Origin of the sequence: Plantibacter sp. T3 (assembly GCF_902506515.1) — a bacterium.
Lineage (GTDB): Bacteria > Actinomycetota > Actinomycetes > Actinomycetales > Microbacteriaceae > Plantibacter > Plantibacter auratus.
Map to the genome: position 1 here is coordinate 1,658,520 of NZ_LR733286.1, position 19,556 is coordinate 1,678,075.

General features: G+C 69.5%; 20 protein-coding genes and 3 tRNA genes. 16 read left to right on the forward strand and 7 right to left on the reverse strand.

Annotated elements, in window-relative coordinates; all coding sequences use genetic code 11:
* Positions 1-306: 306 nt before the first annotated feature.
* From GV015_RS08020 to GV015_RS08040, 5 genes are all read right to left on the reverse strand, one after another.
* A complete protein-coding gene (locus GV015_RS08020; RefSeq protein WP_159877835.1) occupies positions 307-1,578 on the reverse strand; it encodes an HNH endonuclease signature motif containing protein in 1,272 nt (423 codons plus the stop codon).
* A gap of 361 nt (positions 1,579-1,939) precedes the next feature.
* Positions 1,940-2,416, reverse strand: coding sequence for a hypothetical protein (locus GV015_RS08025; RefSeq protein ID WP_159877837.1), 477 nt, complete (start codon positions 2,414-2,416; stop codon positions 1,940-1,942).
* Between the two features lie 116 nt (positions 2,417-2,532).
* Positions 2,533-2,605, reverse strand: a tRNA-Phe gene (locus GV015_RS08030).
* 78 nt (positions 2,606-2,683) lie between these two features.
* A tRNA-Asp gene (locus tag GV015_RS08035) sits at positions 2,684-2,757 on the reverse strand.
* A gap of 117 nt (positions 2,758-2,874) precedes the next feature.
* Positions 2,875-2,950 (reverse strand) — tRNA-Glu (locus tag GV015_RS08040).
* Between the two features lie 291 nt (positions 2,951-3,241).
* On the opposite strand from GV015_RS08040, the gene GV015_RS08045 reads away from it, so the two are divergent.
* Positions 3,242-4,537: a M23 family metallopeptidase gene (locus GV015_RS08045; RefSeq protein WP_079706224.1), complete on the forward strand. Its 1,296-nt coding sequence runs from the start codon at positions 3,242-3,244 to the stop codon at positions 4,535-4,537.
* An 87-nt stretch (positions 4,538-4,624) separates the two neighbouring features.
* On the opposite strand, the gene GV015_RS08050 is transcribed toward GV015_RS08045, so the two are convergent.
* On the reverse strand, positions 4,625-5,116 hold the full coding sequence (locus GV015_RS08050; RefSeq protein WP_079705152.1) for an inorganic diphosphatase: 492 nt from the start codon (positions 5,114-5,116) through the stop codon (positions 4,625-4,627).
* 129 nt (positions 5,117-5,245) lie between these two features.
* Here GV015_RS08050 and tilS point away from each other — a divergent pair, with 129 nt between their 5' ends.
* From tilS to GV015_RS08105, 11 genes are all read left to right on the forward strand, one after another.
* Positions 5,246-6,253: a tRNA lysidine(34) synthetase TilS gene (tilS, locus tag GV015_RS08055; protein WP_236555373.1), complete on the forward strand. Its 1,008-nt coding sequence runs from the start codon at positions 5,246-5,248 to the stop codon at positions 6,251-6,253.
* A gap of 63 nt (positions 6,254-6,316) precedes the next feature.
* Positions 6,317-6,868 (forward strand): hypoxanthine phosphoribosyltransferase, encoded by a 552-nt coding sequence (gene hpt, locus GV015_RS08060; RefSeq protein WP_064294334.1) that lies wholly within the window; start codon positions 6,317-6,319, stop codon positions 6,866-6,868.
* A gap of 154 nt (positions 6,869-7,022) precedes the next feature.
* Positions 7,023-9,041 (forward strand): ATP-dependent zinc metalloprotease FtsH, encoded by a 2,019-nt coding sequence (gene ftsH, locus GV015_RS08065; protein WP_079705154.1) that lies wholly within the window; start codon positions 7,023-7,025, stop codon positions 9,039-9,041.
* A gap of 5 nt (positions 9,042-9,046) precedes the next feature.
* Positions 9,047-9,709 (forward strand): GTP cyclohydrolase I FolE, encoded by a 663-nt coding sequence (gene folE / locus GV015_RS08070; RefSeq protein ID WP_159877840.1) that lies wholly within the window; start codon positions 9,047-9,049, stop codon positions 9,707-9,709.
* A gap of 4 nt (positions 9,710-9,713) precedes the next feature.
* On the forward strand, positions 9,714-10,517 hold the full coding sequence (gene folP / locus GV015_RS08075) for a dihydropteroate synthase (protein WP_079705156.1): 804 nt from the start codon (positions 9,714-9,716) through the stop codon (positions 10,515-10,517).
* On the forward strand, positions 10,510-10,899 hold the full coding sequence (folB, locus tag GV015_RS08080) for a dihydroneopterin aldolase (protein WP_079705157.1): 390 nt from the start codon (positions 10,510-10,512) through the stop codon (positions 10,897-10,899). The genes folP and folB overlap by 8 nt, the downstream gene beginning before the upstream one ends.
* Positions 10,899-11,459 (forward strand): 2-amino-4-hydroxy-6-hydroxymethyldihydropteridine diphosphokinase, encoded by a 561-nt coding sequence (gene folK / locus GV015_RS08085; RefSeq protein WP_079705158.1) that lies wholly within the window; start codon positions 10,899-10,901, stop codon positions 11,457-11,459. The genes folB and folK overlap by 1 nt, the downstream gene beginning before the upstream one ends.
* Complete coding sequence (locus GV015_RS08090) at positions 11,456-11,935, forward strand: DUF3180 domain-containing protein (RefSeq protein ID WP_086474548.1); 480 nt, start codon at positions 11,456-11,458, stop codon at positions 11,933-11,935. The genes folK and GV015_RS08090 overlap by 4 nt, the downstream gene beginning before the upstream one ends.
* Complete coding sequence (locus tag GV015_RS08095) at positions 11,895-12,506, forward strand: PH domain-containing protein (RefSeq protein WP_159877841.1); 612 nt, start codon at positions 11,895-11,897, stop codon at positions 12,504-12,506. The genes GV015_RS08090 and GV015_RS08095 overlap by 41 nt, the downstream gene beginning before the upstream one ends.
* Positions 12,503-14,323 carry a PH domain-containing protein gene (locus GV015_RS08100; protein ID WP_159877842.1) on the forward strand — a complete coding sequence of 607 codons (1,821 nt, stop codon included), beginning with the start codon at positions 12,503-12,505 and terminating at the stop codon, positions 14,321-14,323. The genes GV015_RS08095 and GV015_RS08100 overlap by 4 nt, the downstream gene beginning before the upstream one ends.
* A complete protein-coding gene (locus GV015_RS08105; protein ID WP_079705162.1) occupies positions 14,320-15,033 on the forward strand; it encodes a Rossmann-like and DUF2520 domain-containing protein in 714 nt (237 codons plus the stop codon). The genes GV015_RS08100 and GV015_RS08105 overlap by 4 nt, the downstream gene beginning before the upstream one ends.
* 57 nt (positions 15,034-15,090) lie before the next feature.
* Here the strand turns inward: GV015_RS08105 and GV015_RS08110 are convergent, their stop codons facing one another.
* The gene (locus GV015_RS08110; protein WP_159877843.1) at positions 15,091-15,588 is read right to left on the reverse strand and encodes a DoxX family protein; all 498 of its coding nucleotides are present in this window, start codon (positions 15,586-15,588) and stop codon (positions 15,091-15,093) included.
* 217 nt (positions 15,589-15,805) lie between these two features.
* Between GV015_RS08110 and lysS the strand changes: the two genes are divergently transcribed.
* The 4 genes from lysS (at position 15,806) to cls (ending at position 19,420) form a co-directional block, all read left to right on the forward strand.
* Complete coding sequence (gene lysS / locus GV015_RS08115; protein WP_159877844.1) at positions 15,806-17,326, forward strand: lysine--tRNA ligase; 1,521 nt, start codon at positions 15,806-15,808, stop codon at positions 17,324-17,326.
* A 41-nt stretch (positions 17,327-17,367) separates the two neighbouring features.
* Positions 17,368-17,514 (forward strand): hypothetical protein, encoded by a 147-nt coding sequence (locus tag GV015_RS08120; protein WP_153303387.1) that lies wholly within the window; start codon positions 17,368-17,370, stop codon positions 17,512-17,514.
* A 160-nt stretch (positions 17,515-17,674) separates the two neighbouring features.
* A complete protein-coding gene (locus tag GV015_RS08125) occupies positions 17,675-17,872 on the forward strand; it encodes a hypothetical protein (RefSeq protein WP_194718988.1) in 198 nt (65 codons plus the stop codon).
* Between the two features lie 78 nt (positions 17,873-17,950).
* A complete protein-coding gene (cls, locus tag GV015_RS08130) occupies positions 17,951-19,420 on the forward strand; it encodes a cardiolipin synthase (RefSeq protein ID WP_137242235.1) in 1,470 nt (489 codons plus the stop codon).
* Positions 19,421-19,556: the final 136 nt, after the last annotated feature.

Below are 19,556 nucleotides of genomic sequence, written 5' to 3' on the forward strand. Positions count from 1 at the left end.
GCTCAGGGATCGAAAGCGTGCGAGCACAGTCCACCCCGGTCACCGAGCTTGTCGAAGTGCCCACGAGGACGCCTCATCGTTCCGGGCACACCTCTCCCGGTCACTGAGCCTGTCGAAGTGCCCACGAGGACTCCTCATCGTTCCGGGCACACCTCGCTCGGTCACTGAGCTTGTCGAAGTGTCCCGGAGGACGCCTCATCGTTCCGGGCACACCTCTCCCGGTCACTGAGCTTGTCGAAGTGCCCACCGGGAACCCTTCGACACTTCGACAAGCTCAGCGCGGCGCAGCCCAGGGACCGGAAACGGTCAGAACGGTGCGGGGTCCGGTTCGGTCCGGTGGTGTTTGCCGTCGGGTGTCGTCCAGTCGAGGACCCCGCCGGGTCCGTGGTCGAGGTTCCACCCGGGGAGGTGCTTCATCCGGTGATGATGTCGACAGAGACAGGCGAGGTTCCCGACATCCGTCGTTCCGCCGTCCTCCCAAGCGACCGAGTGGTCGAGGTCGCAGGCCCGGGCGCGTCTGCCGCAGCCTGGTGCGCGACAGGTGCCGTCCCGGAGGCGGACCGCGCGTTGCAGGTCGGCGGGAACGCGGTACTGATTCCGCCCCGCTGAGAGGACGGCGCCGGTTTCCGGCTGGACGAGGATCCGGTTGAAGCTGGGCGCGTTCACCGCGATGCGTGCTGCGGTCTCCGGGTCGATCGGGCCGTATCCGTCGAGGGTCGCCGGGGCGTCGCTGACACCGGCCATGCTCAATGCCGGGACGGTGATCTGCACGGTGGGCTTGATGTGCTCCTGGACCTCGATTGGGTGCGGGAGCACCGGGCTCGACATCACGTCGTCCGGGGTCACGCCGGTGAGGGCGAGTGCCGCCAGGGCGTCGGCTTGCAGCTGCGCGCACGTGCGGGTGTCGCCTGCAGCGCGCGACTCCGCCGCGGCTGCTTCGACGCGCTCGAGGATGCCTTGCGCGATCGGCGCGGTGGTGAAGAGGTGCACCCACGCCATGCCGTCGGCGGCCGGTTCGAACTCGACCCGGCGGTCGGCCTCTGAGCGGACCGCTCGGGCGGTGATGGACTCGGGGTGGAGGCGTTCGCGCAGGACGCGGGCTCGCCTGCGGAGGTTCGCGTTGGTGGACTCTTCCGCGACCGGCAGGACCTCGGCGAGGAACACCGTCCGTCCTGCGGTCGGCACGTCGCTGAGTTGGTCGATGATCGTCTGCGCGTGCCGGGCCGAGATGCGCCCGGCCTCGAGGGACGCGAGCACGGCGGGTGCGTCGTTCACGAGGCGCTCGGCGTCGTTCGTCGCCCGCTGCACGGTCCGCTCGGGCGTGCGGGTCGCCATCGCAAGGGCTGCGCACGTGGATCGGCGCGCCAGGGCCAGTCGCTCGGCCGGCGGGAAGATCGCTGGGACCGTCGCGTCCGCGAGCGCGTCGGCGTAGGCGGCGGAGCGGGCGAGGAGGCGCGCCTTCCGTGCGTCCAACGTGGCCTGCTGCCGGTGGAGCTCCGCCCACTCGTCCGAGAACTCCGCGAGCTGCGCGGCGTACTCGTCGCCCGCGCGGACTGCGGCGGAGGTGCTCTCGGTCATGGAACCAGTCCACCATGGACCACTGACATTCCAGATGCCGAGTCGTCTCGGATGTGGAAGTTGATCGTGTGCCCTTCGACAGGCTCAGGGACCGGAGAAGGCATGCCGGATTCGCGGGGTTCTCCCGGGCGCCCTTCGACAAGCTCAGGGACCGGGGAAGGTTGCGCGGAGACCGGAGTGAGTGCGGGTGCACCTCTTCCGGTCACTGAGCTTGTCGAAGTGCCTACGAGTACCCTTCGACAGGCTCAGGGACCGGATGGGTGTCGCTGGTCTTGGATGCTTCTCCGTGCGCCCTTCGACAGGTTCAGTGAGCGGAGGGGGTTCAGGGATCGGGCGGGCGAGACTCGTCTGCCCGGGCGGGCTAGTAGTTCAAGCAGCGATCCGGGTCCTCGGTCTCCGGAGGATCACCCTGATACAGGGTGAAGAAGTTCTCGGCCGGGCCGGACAAGGATCCGCGGGCGTGGACGCACAGGCGCGCGAGACCGTCGTCGCTCCGCACGTCGGAGGTGATCCGGGACGTCTCGCATGCGCCGTCGCCGGGATGGAGGACGAGGTCTCGATTGGTCCCCTCGTTGTCCACCATCCAGGTCCCGGAGAAGTCGATCGGGTCGTCCGCGCGGGGGTCGTCGCCAAGACTGCACTGGACATCCGAGGGCCAGGCGGTGGCCTCGAAGGTCCCGTCGTCGGCGAGCTCGAGCCGGGTGTCCCCAGTGCGCCAGGTGCCGACGGCCTCACCACGTGGCAGTCCGTACCGCGTGTCCGAGCAGGCGACGAGCGACGTGCCGAGCAGGACTGCGAGTACGGAGGCGGTCACCCAGCGTGACGGTTTCGATTCCACAGTGCGAGTCTGTCCGCCGTGGGCCAGGAGTGGCAACTCGGGTGGTGGCGTGGGTGTTCGCGGGCATCCGGGCAAAAAAAGAACCCCCACCATGTAGAAGCTAGGTGGGGGTTCCGTGGCTCCGACGGGCGTCGATCCCGTGACCTCACGATTTTCAGTCGTGCGCTCTACCAACTGAGCTACAGAGCCGAGTACATCAGCTGCACGAACGGCGACGATGTCTCAAAAGCAGAAGCCCTCCCTTGCGAGAGGGCTTCCGACCTTTTGCGACCCTGACGGGACTTGAACCCGCGACCTCCGCCGTGACAGGGCGGCACGCTAACCAACTGCGCTACAGGGCCATACATGTTGAATTGCTGGTGATGCGAACTGCGGTGATGCTGGTGTTACTCGGTGCTTCTCGCAGTCGCGCAGACTCACTATACCTGAATCCGAGCGGCTGTTTTTCCAGTAGTCGGTGGTGACCCCAACGGGATTCGAACCCGTGCTGCCGCCGTGAAAGGGCGGTGTCCTAGGCCGCTAAACGATAGGGCCGCGAAGCCCTGAAGCTTCATGACTACCGAGCGACAAGCATACGGATGAAACCCCCGAATCCAAAATCGGGTTCGCGGAGCAGCGATCGGCGCTCCATGCCGGATGTGACGACAGGCGCCGAATGACCACTCCACGGCCCCCGGCCGGGGTTAGCCTCTGGCGTGGACCACTCCCGGATGCCGCGGCCGACGGGAGTGTCCACAGCCGGTCCCGACCCCCGTCGGGCTAGCGTGGACAGTGGTACCGATGTGACCGATGTGACTGCAGCGAACCGAGATGGGCCCCTACTTCATGAGCAAGAAGCTTGCCGGCGCTTGGCGCCGAAGCCGGACGACCAACGCCGGATCGGTGTCCTCCGTGCGGTGGCGAGGACGCCTCACCGCCGCCATCGTCATGTCGCTCGCGATCGTCGGCTCCTTCGGTGTCGCCGGCCCGGCGTCAGCAGCCGACTACCCCTCGTGGGACGACGTCCAGGCCGCGAAGGGCAACGAGGCCGCCAAGGCCGCCGAGGTCACGAACATCAAGAACTTCATCGTCCAGTTGCAGGACGAGCTGCAGGTCGCCCAGGACGAGGCCGAGAAGCGCGGTACGGAGTTCCAGGCCGCTGAGGAGGCCTTCTTCGAGGCCGACGCCAGAGCCACCGCGATCCAGTCGCAGGCCGACGCCAAGACGGCCGAGGCCGACACCGCGACGAAGCAGGCCGGTCGGGTCGCCTCGCAGCTCTACCGCTCCGGCGGCGCCGACCTCAGCCTGAGCCTCTTCCTCGACGGCGAGAGCAAGGGCGCGACCGACCTCCTGTCGAAGCTCGGCAACATGAACCAGGTCGCCGAGCACAGCAACGGCGTCTACGAGCAGGCGGTCGCCGCGCGCAACACCGCGGCTGCGCTCGGTGAACAGGCCGGTGTCGCCCGCGACGAGCGCGAGTCGCTCCGGCAGGCGGCGCAGGCGGCCATGGAGGCCGCCCAGGCGGCGGCGTCCGCGGCGGCGGCGAAGCTCGAGAAGAACCAGGAGCTGATCGTCACGCTCAACGCCCAGCTGACGGCGCTGCAGGACACGACCGCGAAGACGGTCAAGGACTTCGAAGCCGGCGAGGCCGCGCGGAAGGCCGCCGAAGCTGCGGCAGCGGCCGCGCGTGGCGAGAGCGCCGACGGCGGTCAGCTCAGCAGCCAGGGCTGGGCGATCCCGGCCTCCGGCAGCATCTCGGGCACCTACGGCTACCGCGATCCGATCTCCACGGGCGGCGGCAGCTCAGGCAGCTTCCACCGCGGCACCGACATCGCGGGCGGCTGCGGCATCCCGATCTACGCGGCGACCTCCGGCACCGTGACCTACGCCGGTTGGTACGGCACGTACGGTAACTTCATCCTCATCGACCACGGCTCCGGCGTCTCGACCGGCTACGCGCACATCGTGAACGGTGGCATCCAGGTCGGCGTCGGCTACCAGGTCTCCGCCGGACAGGTCATCGCCTACGTCGGCACGACCGGTGCCTCCACCGGCTGCCACCTGCACTTCGAGGTCCGCATCAACGGCAGTGCGATCGACGCGCAGCCGTTCATGGCCGACCGCGGGGCGCCGCTCGGCTGACCGAGCGCAGCGACCCGCACGACGAAGCGGCCGGCACCCGAGGGTGCCGGCCGCTTCGTCATGCGGTGTGCGGAGGTCCGCAGGGGGTCAGTGACCCTCCGCCTTGAGCTTGTCGAAGCCCGCGAGGATGATCTTCTCGGCCGCTGCGGCGTCGCCCCAGCCGTCGATCCGCGCCCACTTGCCGGGCTCGGTGTCCTTGTAGTGGACGAAGAAGTGCTCGATCTCGTCGCGCGTCGCCTGCGGGATGTCGGTCAGGTCCTGGATGTGCGACCAGCGCGGGTCCTTGTACTGCACGGCGATGACCTTGTCGTCGCCGCCGCCGTCGTCCGTCATGTGCAGCACACCGACGGGGCGGACCTTGATGCCGACGCCCGGGAAGGTCGGGAAGTCGAGCAGGACCAGCACGTCGACCGGGTCGCCGTCCTCGCCGAGGGTGTTCTCGAAGAAGCCGTAGTCGGCGGGGTAGACGAAGCTCGTGAACAGGACGCGGTCCAGGAAGACCCGACCGGTCTCGTGGTCGATCTCGTACTTGTTGCGGCTGCCCCGCGGGATCTCGATGACGGCGTCGTACTCGGCCATAAGCCTGCTCCTTGCGCGGTTGGATGACGTTGAGTCGGCGCGGTCGCCGACGAGGACCAACCATAACCGATGCGTCCCGGAGCGAACGGTGTGGGGAGGCGCTCGTCGCGGTGCAATAGCGTGGTCCGCGTGAACGACGTCCGACCCCCGCTCCACCCGTCCGTCGCCGCCCTCCGGAAGGCGGTGCGCGACGCGATCGCGGGCACGGCGCCCACGGCGTCGCGTGACGTCGCCGGTGCCGACCTGCTCGTCGCACTGAGCGGTGGCGCCGACTCGCTCGCGCTCGCCGCCGCGACCGCGTTCGAAGCCGGAAAGCTCGGCCTGCGGGCCGGTGCCGTGATCGTCGACCACGGACTGCAACCGGGCTCGGCGGACGTCGCGGCGCGTGCCGCGGACCAGGCGCGTGCCCTCGGGCTCGACCCCGTCCTCGTCCGGGTCGTCGAGGTGGGCTCCGAGGGTGGGCCGGAGGCCGCTGCACGGGCGGCACGGTACGCCGCACTCGACGCCGCGCGAGTCGAGGTCGGTGCGTCCCTGGTGCTGCTCGCGCACACCCTCGACGACCAGGCGGAGACCGTGCTCCTCGGCCTCGCTCGCGGGTCCGGAACCGGCAGCCTCCAGGGGATGGCGCCCGTCTCCGGTGCGCTCCTCCGACCGCTGCTCGGGATCCGGCGTTCCCAGACCCGAGAGGCGTGCGCTGCCGAAGGACTCGAACCGTGGCACGACCCGCACAACACCGACGACGCCTATGCGCGGGTCCGGGTCCGGGAACGGGTCCTGCCGGTGCTCGAGGCGGAGCTCGGGCCGGGGATCGCCGAGGCCCTCACCCGCACCGCCGACGCCGCCCGGGAGGACGCGGACGCGTTCGAGGAGATGATCGAGGAGACCATCGAGGAGCTCGTCGAGCACGCCGAGGCCGGGATCTCCGTCAGCGCCGGGGCACTCGCCGCCAATCCGGCGGCACTCCGCCAGCGGATCATCCGGTACATCGTGCAGAGCGAGTTCGGCGTCTCGCTCACGAGGTCGCAGACGATCGAGGTCGCACGGCTCGTCACCGATTGGGCGGGCCAGGGTCCGATCGACCTGCCCGGCCTGACGGCGTCCCGGCACGCGGGACGCATCGTCTTCGCGGCCCGCTGACCACCGGGGCTCCCCGAGCAGGAGGCGCACGGGCGTCCGGGTCATCTCGCATACACTCGACGCATGGAGCAGAGCGACATTTCCGACGACCTCACGACCATCCTCGTCACCGAGCAGGAGATCCGCGACAAGCTCGCCGAACTCGCCCGGCAGATCGAGACCGACTACGCCGGGAAGGACGTCCTGCTCGTCGGCGTGCTGAAGGGTGCGGTCATGGTCATGGCCGACCTCGCGCGCGAACTCCGCATCCCGCTCTCGATGGACTGGATGGCCGTCAGCTCGTACGGCGCCGGCACGAAGTCGAGCGGTGTCGTCCAGATCCGCAAGGACCTCGACGCCGACCTCACGGGCCGCCACGTCCTGATCGTCGAGGACATCATCGACTCCGGCCTCACCCTCTCCTGGCTGCTCGAGAACTTCGCCTCGCGCGGAGCCGCGTCCATCGAGGTCTGCGCGCTCCTCCGCAAGCCCGAGGCCGCCAAGGTGCACGTCGAGTGCAAGTACGTCGGTTTCGACATCCCGAACGACTTCGTCGTCGGGTACGGTCTCGACTTCGACGAGAAGTACCGTAACCTCCGCGACGTCGGCGTCCTCGCCCCGCACGTCTACGCCTGAACCACTCCACCGACCTCACACCGCACCCCCGTTAAGCCCACGGCAAACACAGGGGAGGCATCCAGCGGCGAGGGGGTAGCCTGATTTCCGACGCGGCTCCGCCCGTCGACCCCTCCTGCAGAAAGGGAACGGGCCAGCCCCGGCCTCTCAACTTATGAACGTCAAGCGTCTCTTCAAGGGTCCCATCCCGTACCTCATCATCGCCGCCCTGGTCTTCTGGATCGGCATCAGCCTGATGAGCATGAACGGCTTCCGTGAGGTCTCCACGCAAGAGGGTCTCGCCTTCCTCGAGAAGGGTCAGGTCAAGGAGGCCGTCATCACCGACGGCGACCAGCGAGTCGACCTCACGCTGACGAAGGCGGACGACGAGTTCGGCAAGCAGGTGCAGTTCTACTACGTCGGCGCCCGTGCGGCCGACGTGGTCGAGGCCGTCGACGCCGCAGACCCGTCCGGTGGCTACAACGACAAGGTGCCCCAGCCGAGCTGGCTCCTGTCGATGCTCGGACTCCTCCTCCCGCTGCTCCTCATCGGTGTCTTCTTCTGGCTCATGCTCTCCGGCATGCAGGGCGGCGGCAACAAGGTCATGCAGTTCGGCAAGTCGAAGGCGAAGCTCGTCTCGAAGGAGTCGCCGAAGGTGACCTTCGACGACGTCGCCGGTGCCGACGAGGCGATCGAGGAGCTCGAGGAGATCAAGGACTTCCTCAAGGAGCCCGCGAAGTTCCAGGCCGTCGGTGCGCGCATCCCGAAGGGCGTCCTGCTGTACGGCCCTCCCGGAACGGGCAAGACGCTCCTCGCCCGCGCCGTCGCCGGTGAAGCCGGCGTGCCGTTCTACTCGATCTCCGGTTCCGACTTCGTCGAGATGTTCGTCGGTGTCGGTGCGAGCCGCGTCCGCGACCTCTTCCAGCAGGCCAAGGAGAACTCGCCCGCGATCATCTTCGTCGACGAGATCGACGCCGTCGGTCGCCACCGCGGTGCAGGCATGGGCGGCGGACACGACGAGCGCGAGCAGACCCTCAACCAGCTGCTCGTCGAGATGGACGGCTTCGACGTCAAGACGAACGTCATCCTGATCGCCGCGACCAACCGCCCCGACATCCTCGACCCCGCGCTCCTGCGCCCCGGTCGCTTCGACCGCCAGATCGGCGTCGACGCCCCCGACCTCGCAGGCCGAAAGAAGATCCTCGAGGTGCACGGCAAGGGCAAGCCGCTCGCCGCGAGCGTCGACCTCGAGGTCGTCGCCCGCAAGTCGCCCGGGTTCACCGGTGCCGACCTCGCCAACGTCCTCAACGAGGCCGCGCTGCTCACGGCGCGCTCCAACGCCCAGCTGATCGACAACCGCGCACTCGACGAGGCCATCGACCGCGTCATCGCCGGCCCGCAGCGCCGCACGCGCGTCATGCGCGAGCAGGAGAAGCTCATCACCGCCTACCACGAGGGCGGGCACGCGCTCGCTGCAGCGGCGATGAACAACACCGACCCGGTCACGAAGGTCACGATCCTCCCGCGCGGCCGTGCCCTCGGCTACACGATGGTCCTGCCCCTCGAAGACAAGTACTCCGTCACGCGCAACGAGCTGCTCGACCAGCTCGCCTACGCGATGGGCGGCCGCGTCGCCGAGGAGCTCGTGTTCCACGACCCGACCACGGGTGCGTCGAACGACATCGAGAAGGCCACGGGCATCGCTCGCAAGATGGTCACCGAGTACGGCATGACCACCGATGTCGGTGCCGTCAAGCTCGGGCAGTCCTCGGGCGAGATGTTCCTCGGCCGCGACATGGGCCACCAGCGCGACTACTCGGAGGAGATCGCGCAGCGGGTCGACGCCCAGGTCCGCGAGCTCATCGAGGCCGCACACGACGAAGCCTGGCAGGTCATCACGACCAACCGGGCCGTGCTCGACCGCCTCGCCGCCGAGCTGATGGAGAAGGAGACCCTCGACCACAACCAGCTGGCCGAGATCTTCAAGGACGTCAAGAAGCTCCCGCCGCGCCCCGTCTGGCTGTCCAGCAAGAAGCGTCCCGTCGGGTCGGGTTCGGCCGTCGGTTCCGCGTCCTTCACAGCACCCATCGACTCCGGTGCGGCCGACGGTGGCGTGAGCTCGGAGCCCGAGCCCGAGGCTCCCGTGAAGCCCAAGCGCACCCGCGCGACGAAGCCGCGACCGGCGACCGCCTAGCCCGCATGACCCACGGCGAGCACACCGCGGACGACGCGGTCGCAGCCGCGCAGGCCGAGCCCGATCAGGGCTCGGCCTCGCGGTCGTCCGTGGACCGCGAGCGGATCGCCGCAGCGGTCCTCGAGATCCTCGAGGCGATCGGCGAGGACCCCTCCCGCGACGGCCTCGCCGACACCCCGACGCGTGTCGCCGATGCGTACGCCGAGTTCTTCGGTGGCGTCGGTCAGGACGCCGGTGTGCACCTGGCGCGCCCAATCCCGATCGAGGAGGGCGCGACCAGCGACGTCGTGCTCGTCCGCGACATCGCCTTCCGTTCCGTCTGCGAGCACCACCTGCTCCCGTTCCTCGGCACGGCGCACATCGCCTACCTGCCCGACGAACTCGTCATCGGACTCGGTGCCCTGCCGAAGCTCGTCGACACACTCGCCTCGCGCCCGCAGGTCCAGGAGCGGCTGAGCGAGCAGATCGCCGACACCCTCGTCGAACGGCTCGAGCCCCGCGGCGTCCTCGTCGTGCTCCAGGCCGCACACGGCTGCGTCTCGATGCGCGGGTCACGCCAGCTGACGAGCACCACCGTCACCATCGCCAGCCGTGGAGCCCTGGCCGATCCGGCTGCACGGGCCGAGCTGATGGTCCTGATCGGCGCGTCCGCCGACCAGGCGGGGTGATCGCATGTTCCAGATCATGGGCGTCGTCAACGTCACCCCCGACTCGTTCAGCGACGGCGGCCGGTACCTGGACGTCGACGACGCCGTCGCCCACGGGCTCGAGCTCATCGCGGCCGGCGCGACCATCATCGACGTCGGCGGCGAATCGACCCGGCCCGGTGCCGCCCGGGTCGACACCCGCGAGGAGCAGCACCGGGTCGCACCCGTCATCGCCGCACTGGCCGCCGCTGGTGCGCGAGTGAGTATCGACACGATGAACGCGGAGACCGCCCGTGCTGCGGCCGACGCCGGTGCCTCGATCATCAACGACGTCTCCGGTGGCCTCGCCGACGATCGCATGCCGGGCGTCATGGCGGCGTCCGGTCTCGATTGCGTCATCAGCCATTGGCGCGGGCACTCGGCCGACATGGCGAGCCGCGCCACCTACACCGACGCGGCGGTCGACGTCGCTCGGGAACTCGACGACCGGGTGACGACCCTCCGCGGTCAGGGCGTCGACCCCGGCCGGATCGTCGTCGATCCCGGCCTGGGGTTCTCCAAGCACGCCGAGCACAACTGGCGCATCCTCGCCCGACTCGACCTGCTGCGCGAGCTCGGGTACCCGGTGCTGGTGGGTGCGTCCCGCAAGCGGTTCATCGGAGCGCTCCTCCCCGAGGACGCCCCGATGGAGGCGCGCGACCTGCCGAGCGCCGTGGTGAGCGTGCTGGCCGCGCAGGCCGGAGCCTGGGGTGTGCGCGTCCACGACGTCGCCGCAACCAGACTCGCTCTCGATACCCTCGATGCATGGCAAGGTGGAGCCGATGACTGATTCGATCACCCTCACGGGCCTGCGTGCGTTCGCGCACCACGGCGTCTTCGACTTCGAGCGCGAGGCCGGACAGGAGTTCGTCATCGACGTCACCGTGTCGCTGGACCTCCGCCCGGCCGCCGGCGGCGACGAGCTCGGCGCGACCATGCACTACGGCGAGCTCGCCGAGGCGGTCGTCGCGGCCGTGGAGCGCGACCCGGTCGACCTCATTGAAACGGTGGCCGAGCGCATCGCCGACGTGGTGCTCGCGAACGAGCGCGCGGAGGCGGTCCGGGTCACCGTGCACAAGCCGAGCGCCCCCATCACGGTGCCCTTCGCGGACGTGGCGGTGACGATCGAGCGCACCCAGGCCGACCGCACCCAGGCCGGGCGGGCCGTCTGATGGTCTCGCGCACACCGATCCACGACCCCGCCCGTCGGCCCGGACCACCGAAGCCGCGCGCCGTCTGGGCCGTCGTGGCCATCGGGGCCAACCTGGGGGACCGCCGCGCGACGATCGCACAGGCGGTGGACGACCTCGCCGCCGTCGACGGGGTGCTCGAGGTGCGGCCGTCGCCGCTCGTGTCGAGCGCGGCCGTCAAGTCGTCCGGTGTCGACGAGTCGGCTCCGGCCTACCTCAACGGTGTCGCTGCCGTCCGCACCCGCCTCCAGCCGCACGCGCTCCTCGACGAACTCCAGCGGATCGAACTCGCGCACGGCCGCGTCCGCGAGGAACGCTGGGGCGATCGGACGCTCGACCTCGACCTCGTCGCCTACGACGACGAGACGATCGACGACGAACGCCTCACGGTCCCGCACCCGCGAGCCGCCGAGCGCGGGTTCGTCGTCGTGCCCTGGCTGCTCCTCGACCCCGACGCGACGCTGCCCGGCGTCGGCCGCCTCGACACCCTTGCGGCCGCCAAGGACGGCTCCGTGGTCCCCGACGACGGCACGCACCCGTGACCCGCACCACCGCGACACCGCTCATCGTCCTCGCCGGGGTGGGCGTCGTCTTCGGCTTCCTCGTCGAGGTCGCGATGGTCTCCGGCGGACGCGCGTCGATCATCCCGCCCGTCACCCTCGCGGTCTCGCTCGTGGCGGTCGCGATCATCCTCATCGCCCTGTCCTGGCCGATCCGCCGCAGCACGACCGGTCGCGCCACCCGTCGGATCGATCCGTTCCGCGCCATGCGGGTCGCCGCGCTCGCGAAGGCCTCGAGTCATGCGGGCTCCCTGGTGGCCGGGGCGACCGTCGGGATCCTGCTCTTCGTCCTGACCCGCCCGATCCTGCCCGCGATAGGCTCGTTGTGGCTGGTGATCGCGTCCATCGTGGGATCCGTCGCACTCGTCGTCGCCGCCTTGGTGGCCGAGTGGTTCTGCACCGTTCCGAAGGATGATGATGACGACGCCGCACCCGGGGGAGCCCCGTCCCACACCTGATCAGCCCGCCGAGCGGCCGCTGATCGAGACGCCGCTGGAGGAGCTGTCGTCGCCGGAGACGGTCCAGGCCGACCTTGCGGAGCAGAGCGGCAAGCGGCTGGAACTGCCTGATGCCCAGTGGCGACGCGTGAGTCGCAAGCTCATCGCCGTCGAGTTCATCTCCGAGGGTGCCGGTCTCGTGCTCGTCACGGCGGCCGTGGTCTTCGTCGCGCTCGTCTGGGACTGGACCTGGATCTGGTGGCCGTTCGCCGCCTTCGCCGTGATCTCCCTGATCGCCGCGGCGTTCATCCCTCGTCGCATCCGATCGATCGGGTACCAACTGCGCGCGGACGATCTGTTGTTCCGCCGAGGGATCATGTGGCAGCGCTTCGTCGCCGTGCCGTACGGGCGTATGCAGCTCGTCGACATCAACCGCGGGCCCCTCTCGCGGGCGTTCGGCCTCGCCGACCTCAAGTTCGTGACCGCCTCCGCCTCGACCGGAGTGGTGATCAACGGGTTGCCGGAAGCCGAGGCCGAGGGGCTGCGCGACCATCTGGTCGCCGTGGCGGAGAGCCGGCGGACCGGACTGTGAGCGAGCACCAGGCGGCAGGACCGCCGGAGCGGTTCGAGGCTCCGGCCGCGGGTCCTCGGGTGAAGCCGACGGCCGAGGCGATCGTCCCGCGGGTGGCCGGGCAGAGTCTCGTCGACGGGCAGTGGCACCGGCTGCACCCGGCGACGCCGTTGCTCCGAGGCGGCATCGCATTCGTCGCCATCCTCGGCATCGTGATCGCGAACCTCCGCGAGCGACTCATCGAGTTCTTCATCCCCGCTCCGGGGATGGAGCAGCCGACCGACCCGATCGACTACATCCTCAACCACGGCTTCGTCGGGTGGGTGCTCCTCGCGATCGCCGTCGGGCTCATCGTGGTGATCGCCGTGTTCTGGTTCTCATGGCGCATGCACACGTTCCGGGTGACCGACGAGGCGGTGGAGGTGCGCAGCGGGATCCTGTTCCGCACGAACCGCAAAGCCAAGCTCGACCGCATCCAGGGCGTCTCCATCGAGAAGCCGCTCCTGGCCAGGCTCATCGGGGCCTCCCGCATCAACGTGAGCGTCGCGGGCCAGGACGCGAACGTCAAACTCGAGTACCTGTACGGTGCCGACGCCGACGGCCTCCGCCGGGACGTCCTCACGCTCGCGAGCGGGGTGAAGCTCGCCGAACGCCGGCAGACCGCCGCAGCCGGCGACCCGGCCGACCCGACCCTGCCGCCGCAATCGGTGCCCGACGGCGCCGGCGGGGTGTCCCGGTTCGTCACCGAGCGCGTCGACGACTTCATCTCGCCCGAACTCGACCCGGAGGAGGCGGTGCCGGACTCCGTCGTGCGATTGACGCTCGGACGCCTGGTCGGATCCACGCTGCTCAGCCCGTTCACCGTGATCGTCCTGATCTCGGTCGTGGCCGGCGTCGTGCTCCTCGTCAACGGGCTGGACTGGGCCTGGTTCTGGCTCGTCCCGATGGTGCTGAGTCTCGGGGCCTTCGTCTGGTCGAGCGTGACGAAGTCGCTGCGCTACAGCATCGCCGCGACGCCCTCGGGCGTCCGCATCGGCTTCGGGCTCTTCTCGACGACGAACGACACCGTCCCGCCCGGACGGATCCACGCGATCGAGGTGTCACAGCCCATCATCTGGCGCCCGTTCGGCTGGTGGCGGGTCCGGATCAACAAGGCCGGCCTGTCACTGGAGCAGGCTGCTCGGGGTGCGACGAGCAACACGGTGTTGCCGGTCGGGTCGCTCGTGGACGCCGCCCAGGTCGTGGAGTTGATGCTCGCGGGCCGCATCGACGGCAGCGCCTGGGCTCCCCTGCAGTCGGCCCTCGCCACACGCGACGGCGTCGGTTTCGTGGGCTCGCCCCGCCGCTCGCGATGGATCAACTGGTTCTCCTGGCGTCGTACCGGCTACGCCCTGCGCGACGGGATGCTGCTGTTCCGGCAGGGGGTGGTCTGGCGCAAACTCCACATCCTCCCGCTCGCACGCCTGCAGAGCATCCGGGTCGACCAGGGGCCGCTCCTGCGCGCGCTCGACCTCGCCTCCGCGACCGCGCACACGGTCCCTGGCCCCGTGATCGCCAAGCTCCCGGCCATGGCCCGCGACGAGGCGGTGCGGATGTTCGACGCGGCGTCGGCGGCGATCGTGGTCGCGCAGTCGACCGACCGCAGCCACCGGTGGGCGAGCTTCGACCCCGAGCACCAGCCCGACGAGGCGCAGGCGACGGCGCCCTACCTCGATGAGCCGGTGGCGCAGTCCGGCACCGAACCGACGACGCGGGCGCACGCCGAGCCGTGGCAGGAGCAGAGCCCGGCACCGTCCGTGCCGTTCCCGACGACCGACCAGGACCGGAGGACCACGTGAGCGCGGAACGACGGAGCGCCAGGCTCGGCGTCGGGATCATCGGGAGTGGTCGCGTCGGCCCGGTCATCGGAGCGGCGCTCGGGGGAGCCGGACATGCGATCGTCGGCATCACCGCGGTGTCGGAAGAGAGCCTCGAACGGGCGAACGCCCTGTTGCCGGATGTGCCGGTGCTCGATCCGACCGAGGTGGTCGAGCGGAGCGAACTCGTCGTCATCGCCGTGCCCGATGCGCAACTCGCGTCGTTGGTCGAAGGGCTCGCGGCGGTCGGTGCGTGGCAGCCGGGTCAGCTCGTCGCGCACACCTCGGCTCGGTTCGGGACGGCGGTGCTCGCTCCGGCAGCGCGCGCCGGTGCCATCCCGTTGGCGTTGCACCCCGCGATGGTGTTCACCGGGACGAGCCTCGACCTCGCCCGGCTCCACGAGACGTCGTTCGCCGTGACCGCACCGGCCCCCGTCCAACCGATCGGGCAGGCGCTCGTGGTCGAGATGGGCGCGGAGCCCGTGATCATCGCCGAGGCCGATCGTGCGGCCTACGCCGAAGCGGTGGAGACGGCCGCGAGCTTCTCCCGCGCGGTCGTGCAGCAGTCGACGGCTCTGCTCCAGGAGATCGGCGTGGAGAACGCCGGCGGCTTCCTGTCGTCGCTCGTGCGGTCGTCGGTCGACGAGGCGCTGCGCGGGGCGACCACGCCCGACGTCGACGAGCTGCTCTAGCCGAGTGGACGAACCGCCGCCCGCCCACCCGAGTCCGGGCAGGCGGGCGGGCCCGTGTCAGCGGCTGCGGCGGCGACGGATCAGCGCGTCCACGGCGAGTCGGCCCGGGCCGGCGAGCGTGAGCGCGAGCGACGCGAGCGCGAGCAGCATGACGTACTCGAAGCCACCGTCGGCGGCGTAGAACCCCGCCGGCAGGTGCACGAGCACCATCGCCACGGCCATCGTCACCGCGAGCAGGGCGCCCACGATGCGCGTGCCGAGGCCGACGATGAGCAGCAGGCCACCGACCACCTCGAGACCGGCGACGACGACCGCCGCGACCTCTGGAGCCGGGATGCCCATGCCCCCGAACCCGGAGGCGACGCCCGGGATGGAGTCGACGAGGAACTTCTGGAGCCCGTGCGCGACGAAGACCACGCTGAGGGCCAGGCGAAGGAGGAGGAGACCGGCGTCGATCCCCGCCTGTCCGCGCGGCGCGGCGGGGGAGGCCGGTACCGGTGGGACGGTGGTGGCTTCGCGGTGGTCGGTGTGCTGGTGGTCGGAGAGCGTCGTCATGACGAGCCTTTCGAGTTCGTTTCCGGCGTCGGTGCCCCCGATCGGGACTCCTGTCCTTCGAGCCAAGCACGGCCCGGGTACCCGGCGATGTCCTCCGAATGGTTGTTCGCAGACCCTTGTCAGGGCGTCGATAGCCGGTTCATAGGAAACCGGCCGTGCGCGCGGCCCGCACGGTCCCCGGTAAACTCCAGTGACCGCACGAGGAGAATCCCACCGCATGACTGACACGACGCCAGAGCCGATCGACGACGCAGCAGAGCAGGCAGAGCTCTCCGAGCAGAAGGCCGTCCGGCTCGCGAAGCGCCAGCGCCTCATCGACGAGGCGACGTCGGGTGCCGGTGGCGCCTACCCCGTCACCCTCCCCATCACCGACACGATCCCGGCGGTGCGCGCCCGATTCGGTGAGCTCCAGCCCGACGAGGCGACGGGCGTCACGGTCGGCGTCGCAGGCCGCGTCGTGCACCTGCGCAACACCGGCAAGCTCTGCTTCGCCAGCCTGCAGTCGGGTGACGGCAGCCGCATCCAGGCGATGGTGAGCCTCGCCAGCGTCGGCGACGAACAGCTCGCCGCTTGGAAGGAACTCGTCGACCTCGGCGACCACGTCTTCGTCTCCGGCGAGGTCATCTCCAGCCGCCGCGGCGAACTGTCGATCATGGTGGCCGAGTGGACCATCGCGGCGAAGGCGATCCTGCCCCTGCCGAATCTCCACAACGAGCTGAACGAGGAGACGCGGGTCCGGAGCCGGTACCTCGACCTCATCGCCCGCGACCAGGCGCGCAAGAACGTGCTCGACCGGGCCAAGACGGTGGCCAGCCTCCGCCAGACCTTCACCGAGCGCGACTTCGTCGAGGTCGAGACGCCGATGCTCCAGGTCATGCACGGTGGAGCCTCGGCCCGCCCCTTCGTCACCCACTCGAACGCGTTCGACACCGAGCTCTACCTGCGCATCGCGCCCGAGCTGTACCTGAAGCGCGCCGTCGTCGGCGGCATCGACCACGTCTACGAGATCAACCGCAACTTCCGCAACGAGGGCGCCGACTCCACGCACAGCCCCGAGTTCGCCATGCTCGAGGCGTACGAGGCCTACGGCGACTACGGCACCATGGCCGACCTCACGCAGACCCTCGTCCAGAACGCCGCGCTCGCGACGAGCGGGAGCCACGTCGTCACCTGGGCCGACGGCACGGAGTTCGACCTCGGTGGCGAGTGGGACCGCATCTCGATGTTCGAGAGCCTCTCGGCCGCCGCTGGTGTCGAGATCACGCCGCAGACGCCGATCGAGGAACTCAAGGCGCTCGCCGAGCGTGAGGGCGTCGAGGTCCCGCACCCCATCCACGGCAAGTACGTCGAGGAGCTGTGGGAGCACTTCGTCAAGGGTGGCCTCGAGCGCCCGACCTTCGTCATGGACTTCCCGGTCGACACGAGCCCGCTCGTGCGCGCCCATCGCTCCATCGATGGCGCGGTCGAGAAGTGGGACCTCTACGTCCGCGGCTTCGAGCTCGCCACCGGCTACTCCGAGCTCGTCGACCCGGTCGTGCAGCGCGAACGCTTCATCGAGCAGGCGAAGCTCGCCGCACAGGGCGACGTCGAGGCCATGCGTCTCGACGAGGAGTTCCTGCGGGCGCTCGAGTTCGGGATGCCGCCGTCCGGAGGCATGGGGATGGGCATCGACCGACTCCTCATGGCGCTGACCGGTCTCGGCATCCGCGAGACGATCCTCTTCCCCCTGGTCAAGTAGCGGCCACCCGGCAGCACGACCACCGACAGTCAGGCGCGACGATGAGCATGATGGACCCCGGCGACCACCAGGACCCGAAGAAACAGGGGCCGACGACGGCGCGCATCACCATCTGGATCGTGGTCGGCGGGATCGGCCTGTACCTCGTCGTCAGCGGCTTGTGGGGTGCCCTCGCCGGAGGCTCCTGAGCCGGCTGCGCGCCCGTTCGGGATCGCACCACCGCTTCGTTCCGGTCCCTGAGCCAGCTCTCCGGTCCCTGAGCCCACTCTCCGGTCCCTGAGCCCACTCTCCGGTCCCTGAGCCCACTCTCCGGTCCCTGAGCCTGTCGAAGGGCGGTACGATTGAGGAGTGATCGAAGACTACTGGCTCAACGCGCTCTGGTCGCTGCTGCCCACCGTGGTCGTCGGCATCATCTTCTGGGTCGTGATGCGCGCCATCCTGCGGTCCGACCGCAACGAGCGCAAGGCGTACGCGCAGGTCGAGGCGGAGCAGCGCGCGAAGCTCGGTCTCCCGCCGGTCGAGCCCTCCGCCCCTCGCGAGGTCTGACCCGCCCGTATCACGTGGCGATGTCGCCCCACAGCTGTCCGGCATGGTCAGTAGGCTGGAGCCTCGGCAGCTGAGCGGATGGGCGACATGACGATCGAGTTCTCCTGGAACTGGCTGGGCATCACGGCCCTCGTCCTGGACTTCATCATCCGTGTCATCGCGGTGATCGTCGTCCCGCGCAACCGGCGCCCGACCGCGGGGATGGCCTGGCTGCTCGCGATCTTCCTCATCCCGTACGTCGGTGTCATCGCCTTCCTCCTCATCGGCAATCCGAAACTCCCACGGGTGCGCCGGCGGAAGCAGTACGACATCAACGTCTACATCCGCCAGACGACCCGCGACCTCGTCAAGGCGAACCTGACGTCGAACGCCCCGGCCTGGTTCCGGTCGGTCGTGACGCTCAACCGCAACCTCGGGTCGATGCCGCTGCAGGGCGGGAACACCGCGAGTCTCATCGGTGACTACGAGGCCTCGCTCCATGCCATGGCCGACGAGGTCGACCGTGCCGAGCAGTTCGTGCACGTCGAGTTCTACATCCTGACCTGCGACCGCACCACGAAGCCGTTCTTCGACGCGCTCGAGCGCGCGGTGGCCCGCGGCGTCACGGTCCGGGTGCTGCTCGACCACTTCGCGAGCTGGCGGACCCCCGACTACAAGCACACGCTGAAACGCCTCACCGCGATGGGTGCCCAGTGGGCGCTCATGCTGCCGCTCCAACCGTTCAAGGGCAAGTTCCAACGTCCCGACCTCCGGAACCACCGCAAGATGGTGATCGTCGACGGCGCGGTCGCGTTCATGGGCTCGCAGAACATGATCGACCGGAGTTACAACAAGCCGGGCAACATCAAGCGGGGTCTCCAGTGGCAGGAGCTCATGACGCGGGTGGAGGGCCCCGGGGTCGCGGGGATCAACACGATCTTCCTAAGCGACTGGTACAGCGAGACGGGCGACGTCCTGTCTCATGAGGTCGGTCTGCTCGAGGCCCGACCGGTGGGCGACCTCGAGCTGCAGGTCGTGCCGAGCGGGCCGGGGTTCGACGGCGACAACAACCTCAAGCTGTTCCTCACCCTCATCTACGCGGCACAGCGGCGCATCGTCATCACGAGTCCGTACTTCGTGCCCGACGAGTCGTTGCTCGCAGCGGTCACGACGGCGGTCCAGCGTGGTGTGCCGGTCGACCTGTTCGTCTCGGAGATCGGCGACCAGGCGATGGTCTGGCACGCGCAGCGCTCCTACTACGAGGCGCTCCTGCGAGCCGGCGTGCGGATCTTCCAGTACCCGGCGCCGTACATCCTCCACGCGAAGCACTTCACGATCGACGACGACGTCGCCGTCATCGGGTCGAGCAACATGGACATGCGTTCCTTCGGTCTCAACCTGGAGGTCTCGCTCATGGTCCGCGGGCGCGAGTTCGTTCAGGAGATGCGCGGCGTCGAGGACGGGTACCGGGAGATCAGCAAGGAACTGACGCTCGCGGAATGGTTGAAGCAGCCCCTCCGGTCGACGGTGCTCGACAACCTCGCCAGATTGACGTCCGCGCTGCAGTAGACGCTGGCGCCCGCGGCCGGGCGATCCGACCGAAGGAGCCGTCCGCGCCGCGGACACCCTCCTCCGCCGGTCCACCGCACATGACCCGGCCCCAACATCCGTCTTACATCGTCGGGATTCTTGCGTATTCCACATA